This window comes from Bradyrhizobium sp. (assembly GCF_019244115.1).
Taxonomy (GTDB): domain Bacteria; phylum Pseudomonadota; class Alphaproteobacteria; order Rhizobiales; family Xanthobacteraceae; genus Bradyrhizobium.
Window position 1 is genome coordinate 1 of sequence record NZ_JAFATE010000185.1, and the last position, 6,868, is coordinate 6,868.

7 protein-coding genes and 1 pseudogene are annotated in these 6,868 nt (G+C 64.2%); 5 read left to right on the forward strand and 3 right to left on the reverse strand.

What is annotated here, in order from left to right; translation table 11 throughout:
• Positions 1-349: pseudogene (locus JOZ76_RS08195) on the reverse strand (ABC transporter permease); the annotation flags it as partial.
• Positions 350-607: 258 nt separating this feature from the next.
• Positions 608-2,035 carry an amidase gene (locus tag JOZ76_RS08200; protein ID WP_291698122.1) on the reverse strand — a complete coding sequence of 476 codons (1,428 nt, stop codon included), beginning with the start codon at positions 2,033-2,035 and terminating at the stop codon, positions 608-610.
• Positions 2,036-2,295: 260 nt separating this feature from the next.
• Here JOZ76_RS08200 and JOZ76_RS08205 point away from each other — a divergent pair, with 260 nt between their 5' ends.
• The 5 genes from JOZ76_RS08205 to JOZ76_RS08225 all read left to right on the forward strand — a co-directional run bounded on the left by JOZ76_RS08205 (position 2,296) and on the right by JOZ76_RS08225 (position 5,472).
• A complete protein-coding gene (locus tag JOZ76_RS08205; RefSeq protein WP_291698123.1) occupies positions 2,296-2,490 on the forward strand; it encodes a hypothetical protein in 195 nt (64 codons plus the stop codon).
• 231 nt (positions 2,491-2,721) lie between these two features.
• A complete protein-coding gene (locus JOZ76_RS08210) occupies positions 2,722-3,663 on the forward strand; it encodes a metallophosphoesterase family protein (protein WP_291698124.1) in 942 nt (313 codons plus the stop codon).
• A gap of 15 nt (positions 3,664-3,678) precedes the next feature.
• Entirely contained in the window at positions 3,679-4,017 is a 339-nt protein-coding gene (locus JOZ76_RS08215) for a cupredoxin domain-containing protein (RefSeq protein ID WP_291698125.1), read from the forward strand.
• A gap of 103 nt (positions 4,018-4,120) precedes the next feature.
• Positions 4,121-4,678, forward strand: a complete 558-nt coding sequence (locus JOZ76_RS08220; protein WP_291698126.1) for a sigma-70 family RNA polymerase sigma factor — start codon at positions 4,121-4,123, stop codon at positions 4,676-4,678.
• Positions 4,675-5,472, forward strand: coding sequence for an anti-sigma factor family protein (locus tag JOZ76_RS08225; RefSeq protein WP_291698127.1), 798 nt, complete (start codon positions 4,675-4,677; stop codon positions 5,470-5,472). The genes JOZ76_RS08220 and JOZ76_RS08225 overlap by 4 nt, the downstream gene beginning before the upstream one ends.
• A 76-nt stretch (positions 5,473-5,548) precedes the next feature.
• Here the strand turns inward: JOZ76_RS08225 and JOZ76_RS08230 are convergent, their stop codons facing one another.
• Positions 5,549-6,634, reverse strand: a complete 1,086-nt coding sequence (locus JOZ76_RS08230; RefSeq protein WP_291698128.1) for a DUF937 domain-containing protein — start codon at positions 6,632-6,634, stop codon at positions 5,549-5,551.
• Positions 6,635-6,868: the final 234 nt, after the last annotated feature.

Genomic DNA, 6,868 nt, shown 5'->3' on the forward strand with positions numbered 1-6,868 from the left:
CGGCTGCAAGCGCCAGCACCACCGTGATCCCCATCGACAAGAGCGCGAGCGGAACGGACAGCCAAAGCCGCTCACCGATCAGCGCCGCGACCGGCGTGCCATTGGCATAGGAGTTGCCGAGGTCGCCCGCCGCCGCGCCCGCGATCCAGTGCAGGTAGCGATACGCCAGCGGCTGGTCGAGCCCGAGCTTGACGGCGAGCGCGCGGACGGCGTCAGGGGAGGCATCGGCGCCCATCAGCATCTGCGCGGCATTGCCAGGCAGCGCGTCCAGCACGAGGAAAATGATCACGGATGCCGCCGCCAGCGTCGCCAGCAAGGTCAGGAACCGTCGCAGGACGAACAGGCTCATGCCGCACTCGTTCTAACCGAGACGATGTAGCCGCGAGCGCGCTCTGCTCCCCTTCCCCTTGCGGGGAGGGGTTGGGGGCTGGGGTCCCCGGACTCAGCTCGTCGTGTGGTACCCCCCTCCCCAACCCTCCCCCGCAAGGGGGGAGCGGGCGCACCTTCGATGCGGCTCCAGATCAACGCAATCTCACCTTTCTCGCCGTAGCGATCCAACACGCTTCGATCCTGGAGGCAAGCCCGCCCTCATATACCTTTGCCCTAGTCAAGCGAGACCGGGCCACCGGCCGAGCAGATCGCTGGCCGCTTCGAACAGCGTTGCGATCCGCAACAGCTCAGCATCGCCGCGAAACCGTCCGACCAGTTGCAGGCCGATCGGCAGGCCATCCCGATCAAAGCCGCATGGCAGGCTGATCGCCGGGTGCCCGGTCATGTTGAACGGCATGGTCCAGGGAAACCAATGCGGCCGCAGATTGTCGAAGCTTTGTCCGTCGATCTCGATTCTGCCGAACAGATCCTGGTCGATCGGCAGCGCGGTCCGGGTCAGGGTCGGCATGGCGAGACAATCGGCTCGCGCCAGCAGCGCCTGCACATGGCGGAACAGCCCGGTGCGCTCGAACAGCGCCCGCTGATAGTCGACCCCGCTGACATCTTCGGCCAGCGCGAGCTGTTTGAGGAACCCCTCGCTTAAGGCATCCCCATGATCGGCCGCCAGCTTTGCAAAGCGCGTGCGCCACGCGGTATGATTGATGGCGCGCCAGATCGGCTCGACATCAAAAGCCTCGCCGGAAAACTGTTCGAGTTCGGCGCCGATTGACGCGAGGCGGTCGAGGCTCGCCCCAAAACTCTCGGCGACATCGGAGGCGACCGGCCGACCCGGCGGCGACAGGCAAAACAGAATCTTTTGTCCGCGCAGGTCGCCCTCAGGTGCGGCAGCAGCTACGAAATCCTGCGCAGGAATGCCGATCGACCAGGGGTCGGAGGCGTCCTCGCCGGCCATCACCCGCAGCATGACCGCGGTATCGGCGACCGTCCGCGTGGTCGGCGTGACATAGGTCTGGTTGGCAAAGGCATCCTGCACCTGGCTGTGCGGGATTACCCCGATGGTCTGCTTCAGCCCGACGACGCCATTGCAGGCGGCCGGTATTCTGGTCGAGCCGCCGCCATCGGTCGCGACCGCCAGCGGCGCTAGTCCGCTTGCCACCGCCACGGCAGCGCCGCCGCTCGAGCCACCCGCGGAGCGACCCGCATGCCAGGCGTTGCGGGTGCGGCCGAACAGCGGCGAGTCGGTCAGGCACTTGCTGCCGAACTCCGGGGTCGTGGTCTTGCCGATCAGGATCGCGCCCGCGGCGCGCAGCCGCGCGACCGCGACCGCATCGTGGTCCGGCACATTGTCCTGGTACGGAACCGCGCCAAACGTGGTGCGCACGCCCTTGGTGTTGACGATGTCCTTGACCGTGAGCGGGACGCCGTGAAGAGGTCCCAGCGGCGCGCCGGCCATCACCTGGCGCTCCGCCTCACGCGCGCGCGTCATGGCCTCCTCGCCGCACAGCGTGATGAAGCAGTTCAGCTCGCCCTGGAGCCGCTCAGCGCGCGACAGCACCGCACGCGTCAGCTCGACGGGCGAAACCTCCTTGCGGACGATACGGCCGGCAAGATCAACGGCCGATAGAAAACAGAGGTCCTCGCTCATTCCAGATCCGATGCCCGGCCCCGCCAGCCGCAGGCCGGCCCTGACGTGCCCGATCAGGATGCGGCTTGTCTATCTCAGACGACGCTTGACGGTTTGACAATTGGAAATGCCTGTCGAGGCGCGGTTCCGGCTGATTTCTGCGCAACGGGCCAAAAAAATGCCGCCCCCTTGCGGGGACGGCAGCTCCATACTCACGCGGTACTAGCCTTCTTATCTCAATGCTTGCCGTGCGTCTCAGCGTGGTGCCGGCTCGCCTCGCTATGATGATGTTCGGCATGGCTGGCGTGTCCATGGGCGACGTAGGCATGATGCGCCGCCTTTTCGTGATCGCCGGCCTCATGGTGCTTCGCCGCTTCACGATGATGCTTGGCCGCGTGCTCGTGATGTTCGGCGGCTTTCTGATGGTGCTCAGCGCCCTTGTGCTCGCTCATGTGTCCTCCCGGTCAGACAGCTAAGAGTACGGCAAGGCTACGCGGGACGCCTGACAGCAAGCTGACGGTATCAAGACAGGTTTGTTGCGGCGCGCCTCATGCTGAGATCGGGAACCGCCGTGGATGTCACGAAGACGTCATCAACCATTTTTTCCGCCCCGCTCCACCTGGTTCGAAAATCTCCCGGGAATAAACCCCCGCCTCGCCCGATCACCTCCCGCGAACCCAATCACGGGTCGGTCGGAGAATGAGGCGATGAGCGAACACGATCACGATGAAGAGCGCGGCGTCAGCCGCCGCAAGGTGCTGGAATGCATGACCTGGGCCGGCAGCGGCGTCCTCTGGACCATCGCGGGCGGCGTCCCGCGCTCCATGGGGCTGGTCGAAGCCGCGAGGGCCGCGGAGGCCCCGGGCCTGAGTTTTCTGCAGATCAGCGACAGCCATGTCGGCTTCGACAAGCCGGCCAATCCGAATGCAATCGGCACGCTGGAAGAAGCCATCAACAAGATCAATGCGATGGACAAGAAGCCGTCGTTCATGATCCACACCGGCGACATCACCCATCTGTCGAAGGTCGCCGAGTTCGACAACGCCGACAAGATCATCTCGCAGGCCAAGCTCGACGTGCACTACGTGCCGGGCGAGCATGACTTCCTCGACGAAGAGATCAAGCTCTACAAGGACCGCTATGGCAAGGGCACCAAGGGCGCCGGCTGGTATTCCTTCGATGCCGGCGGCGTGCATTTCATCGGCCTCGTCAACGTCGTCGACCTGAAGGCCGGCGGTCTCGGCAATCTCGGCGCCGAACAGCTCGAATGGCTCGAAGACGACATCAAGGGTACGTCCAAGTCCACGCCCATTGTCGTCTTCGCCCATATCCCGCTGTGGACGGTCTATCCGCAATGGGGCTGGGGCACCGAGGATGGCGGCCGCGCGCTGGAATATCTGAAGGGCTTTGGCTCGGTGACTGTGCTCAACGGCCACATCCACCAGGTCATGCAGAAGGTCGAGGGCAACGTCACCTTCCACACCGCGCGCTCCACGGCATTCCCGCAGCCGGCGCCCGGTGCTGCTCCCTCGCCCGGCCCGATGAAGGTCGAGGATGCCAAGCTGCGCTCGATGCTCGGGGTTGCCAGCATCAACTTCAAGCAAGGCGACGAGCGGCTCGCGATCATCGACACGCCGCTGCAGGCCTAACAGGAAGACCAAGCGATGACGTTGACGAACACTCGCGGCATGCATCGGCATGCCGCACGGCTCCTCGTTGCCGCCGCGCTCCTGCTGCCGTTCGGCGGGGCGCATGCCCAGGAAGTCCAGGTCATGATCGACAACTTCACCTTCTCGCCTCAGGAGCTCACGGTGAAGGTCGGCGACACCGTGACCTGGACCAACCGTGACGACATCCCCCACACCGTGGTGTCGGCGGGCAAGTTCAGGTCGAAGGCCTTGGACACCGACAATACCTTCTCGTTCACCTTCGCGTCAGCGGGTGACTACAAGTATTTTTGTTCGCTGCACCCGCACATGACCGGGATGATCAAGGTTGAGTAACGGTCAAAACCAAGGCATCACAGTTTTGCCCGGTCGGTTCGCTGGACGCGGCCGGGCACCAGCATCTGCTGCCAGGACCAGGCACAAGACCGGGCCAGAGACGATGCCGCCGAGCAATTTTGACGATCCCGACCGCACGCGCCGCTTTCGCGACCAGGCGCTGCCCTATCTCGACGATGTCTACACGCTCGCGCGCTATCTGCTGCGCGACGCCAGCGACGCGGAGGACGCGGTCCAGGAGTGCTACCTGCGTGCGCTAAAGCATTTCGACGGCTATCGGGGGCCGGCGATGAAGCCGTGGCTGTTTGCGATCCTGCGCAATGTCTGCCACGCCGAATACGCGCGGCGCGCGAATGCGGCGGTGCCTTCGCTCGATGATCTGCCCGAGCCCGCACAGCAGACGCCGCTGTGGCGCGAGGAGCAGCAGACGCCGGAGGCGGAAATCCTGCGCGAGCGCGATGCCGCGACCATTCGCCGGCTGGTCGAGGCGCTCGCCGAACCATTCAAGGAAACCTTTGTGCTGCGGGAGATCAACAACCTGTCGTACCGCGAGATCGCGGATGCGGTCGGCGCTCCCGTCGGCACCGTGATGTCGCGCCTTGCGCGCGCCCGCGCCATGCTGCGCTCGGCATGGATGGCGGAACAGGAGCCACCGAAATGACTTGCGACGAGGCCGAGATCCTACTTCACGCTTTGATCGACGGCGAGCTTGACGCCGGCCATGCCCGCGAGGTCGAAGCCCATATCGCTGGTTGCGCGGCCTGCGCCGCCGAACTCGCCGCCTATCGCAAGATGACCCAGGAGGTCGCCAAGGCCGACCTGCGCTATACCGCGCCGCCGGCGCTGCGGATGAAGATCGATGCATCGCTGCCCAAGCCGCTGCCCAAGCCAATCCCCAGGTCGATGTCGAACGCGCAGGGCCAAAGCCGGCGCAGCATCTTGCAAGGCTTTGCGATGGGATCGGCGTTGTCAGCGCTGGCCGCGACGGGCCTCGTCGCGGTCGTGCTGCGCGCCGACGACGAGCAGCGCATCATGTCGGAGGTGGTGTCGGCGCATCTGCGCTCGCTGCAGGCCGGCCACCTCACCGACGTCGTCTCCACCGACCAGCACACGGTAAAACCCTGGTTCAACGGAAGGCTCGACGTCTCGCCGCCGGTGATCGACCTGACGTCGAAGGGTTTTACGCTGGTCGGTGGACGGCTCGACTACATCGACGCGCGCGCCATCGGCGCGGTGGTCTATCGCCGGCGACAGCACGTCATCAATCTGTTCGTCTCGCAGACCACGAACATGGAAAAGCGCCCCGCGAAGACCGAGACGATCCAGGGCTTCAACATCCGGCGCTGGAGCGATCGCGGCCTGAACTACTGGGCGATCAGCGACATCGGCGCCGACGAACTCAACGAGTTCGGAGACAAGTTCGAGGCCGCCGTGCAGACGAACACCGAAGGCTGAGTACGCGAATTTTCCTTATTCGGCTGATCTCTCCCCACCGTTGGGGAGAGCGTTCGATCGCATCGTGACACGCAAGTCAGACCCGCGCCAGCGCGTCCAGCTTTGCGCGAAGATCATCGATCGCCGGCTTTGCAACCGGCCCGACCCCGGGCGTTGCGATGACCTTGTCACACATCTGATTGATCGAAGGGATCGCCACCACGATCAGCTTGACCAGCGCGGTTCGTCCTTCCGGAGAAAGCTTCGCCGCCCGCCCGTTGATGTCGTCCAACTGGGCTGTGACGCCGTTGATCTTGGGCAGGGCTGACTGAGCGGTGGCCGGGTCCGTGATGCCCGGCAGCGTGGACTTCAAGGTGTCGATAGAGGAGTTGAGATTGCTTGCAAGGTTCACCCCATCAACCGTTGTATTCGCAGGCGCCATGCCAACCGTCCCGGTCGCGGGTCGCGTTGCGGCGGGTGTTTCCGCGACACTCTGTTCGCTCTGGCGGTTGGTCACGAACCACGCAAGACCAGCCACCACGACCAAAGCGGCGAGCCAATAGGGCCACTGTGCGGCGACCCTGTTGTATGTCGGCGAGATCGTCTGGCTTGCGGTCGTGCGGGCTCGGTCGGAGGCCCCCGCAAACCTGTCAATCAGGCCGGAGGCGCCAAGCTGTTCGGCAAGACCCGACGGGATGGCTTTGACGAATTGATCTTTCTGTGAGCGGAGCAGCGAGGCCAGGCCGTTTACGTCGAGCCCTGCGAGGCGCTGTTGTTGGCCAAGCGCGCCGAGCACGATCGGTCCAAGCATGCTGAGCAGTGGCTTGCCGCCGCCCTCACCGATACCTGCAAACTTGCCGATGGCTTGAGCCATCACATCCACGGTTCGGCCGCCGAACAATGCCGAAATCATTTTCGATCCAGTCTCAGCCAGCTCCTGAGGACCGGCGCTGCGCAGCAGATCCAAGGGAGAACCAATTTGTTGTTGTGACAAGAGCTTGGAAAGCTGCCCGGTCCCTGCTGAGGTTTCGACCAGCTCGGCCAAACCAGCCAGCAGGGATGGAACGGCTCCTCCGGCTGCCTTTTGGGTTGCGGCTTTGTCGATGCCCAGAAATGAAGCGATTTGCTCGATAACTTCAGGAGTCAGGAATTGCATCACAACGGAGGTGAGATTTGCTGCCATGGCGTCTCTCCACGATGGTTGTTGCAAGGTCGATCTGCTGGGGTGTTCTCCTGATCTGCAATGCGACGCGGCGGGCTGCATCCTCGCGCGAGCCGCTGCTCCTCGGGATTCATGGAATCGACGCGGGTCGCCTACGGGACATCGGTCCGCCGTTCAAGGTGATGACTCTCCCGCTGAGGTCGTTGGGCTGTCCATTCACAACGCGGGGAGCAGCCATAAGTTGATTGGAGCTCA